Source organism: Pseudomonas sp. GL-RE-26 (assembly GCF_019956275.1).
GTDB lineage: Bacteria > Pseudomonadota > Gammaproteobacteria > Pseudomonadales > Pseudomonadaceae > Aquipseudomonas > Aquipseudomonas grandcourensis.
Genome location: NZ_JAHBDI010000075.1, coordinates 1 through 1,333, shown reverse-complemented (window position 1 = coordinate 1,333; position 1,333 = coordinate 1). Strand labels below are relative to the sequence as shown.

The window sequence follows — 1,333 nt, the reverse complement described above, 5'->3', positions numbered from 1 at the left end:
CGGTCATTTGGCAGGAGACTGCCTACCCCAAGGAAATCCAATGACCGAGCCAAAATCCAAGCGCGCCAAACGAGTCAAACCTGATCCTGAACTGGTTAAATTGGCCGACAGCCTGCTGAGCAATTACAAAAAGCCCGAAGACCTCATCGGTGAAAACGGCCTGCTCAAACAGCTCACCAAGATGCTGGTCGAGCGGGCCCTTGAAGCCGAAATGACCGAACACCTGGGGCATGACAAAAGCGCAGCGATCACCAACGCTGCCGCCAATGCGCGCAACGGTCACAGCGGTAAAACCCTGAAGGGCGACTTCGGCGAACTGCCGCTCGACATCCCTCGCGACCGTCAGGCCTCCTTCGAGCCGCAGTTGGTCGCCAAGCATCAAACCCGCTGGACAGGCTTCGATGACAAGGTCATTTCTCTCTACGCGCGCGGTTTGAGTGTCAGAGAAATCCAGGCGCACTTGCAGGAAATGTACGGCACAGAGGTCTCTCCCAGCCTGATCTCGGCCATTACCGACGCGGTGAGTGACGAGGTCAAGCTGTGGCAAGCCAGGCCGCTGGACGTGCTGTACCCGATCCTCTATCTGGACTGCATTCACGTCAAAGTGCGTGACGCTGGTGCCGTGCGCAACAAGGCGGTTTATCTGGCTATCGGCGTTAACATGGCCGGTCACAAGGAAGTGCTGGGTCTGTGGATCGCCCAAACCGAAGGCGCCAAATTCTGGCTGCAGGTGGTGACCGAACTCAAGAATCGTGGCGTGCAGGACATCTTCATCGCCTGCGTGGACGGCCTCAAGGGCTTCCCTGAGGCCATTGAAACGGTCTACCCGAAAGCCGTCGTTCAGCTGTGTATCGTGCACATGGTGCGCAACAGCCTGAATTTCGTGTCGTGGAAAAAACAGCGGGAAGTGGCGGCTGACCTCAAGTTGATTTACACCTCGACCACCGCCGAATTGGCAGAACAACGACTCTGCGAATTTGAAGCCAAATGGGACGCTGAGTACCAGTCGATCAGCCTGTCATGGCGGCGAAACTGGGCTCGAGTGATCCCGTTTTTTGATTATCCAGCCGAGATTCGCAAGGTGATTTACACCACCAACGCCATCGAATCGATCAACATGAGCCTGCGCAAAGTGATCAAAACGCGCGCCTCATTTCCGACCGATGACGCGGTGATGAAACTGTTTTATCTGGCCCTAAACAACATCAGCAAGAAGTGGACGATGCCGATCCGGGACTGGAAAGCGGCCTTGAATCGCTTCAGTATCCAGTTCGAAGATCGTCTGTTAACGGTTTAATAAAAATCCCGTTTACACAAAATCTAGGACACCCTC

Annotated in this window: 1 protein-coding gene; it reads left to right on the top strand. The window is 55.1% G+C overall.

Translation table 11 applies throughout. From position 1 onward, the window contains the following. The first annotated feature begins 40 nt into the window (after window positions 1-40). Complete coding sequence (locus KGB07_RS26585; protein ID WP_223467072.1) at window positions 41-1,297, top strand: IS256 family transposase; 1,257 nt, start codon at window positions 41-43, stop codon at window positions 1,295-1,297. The last annotated feature ends 36 nt before the right edge of the window (window positions 1,298-1,333 follow it).

Bases quoted from the DNA above. Each gene is read 5' to 3' on its own strand.
- KGB07_RS26585 (WP_223467072.1), top strand. From the start codon at position 41: ATGACCGAGCCAAAATCCAAGCGCGCCAAACGAGTCAAACCTGATCCT.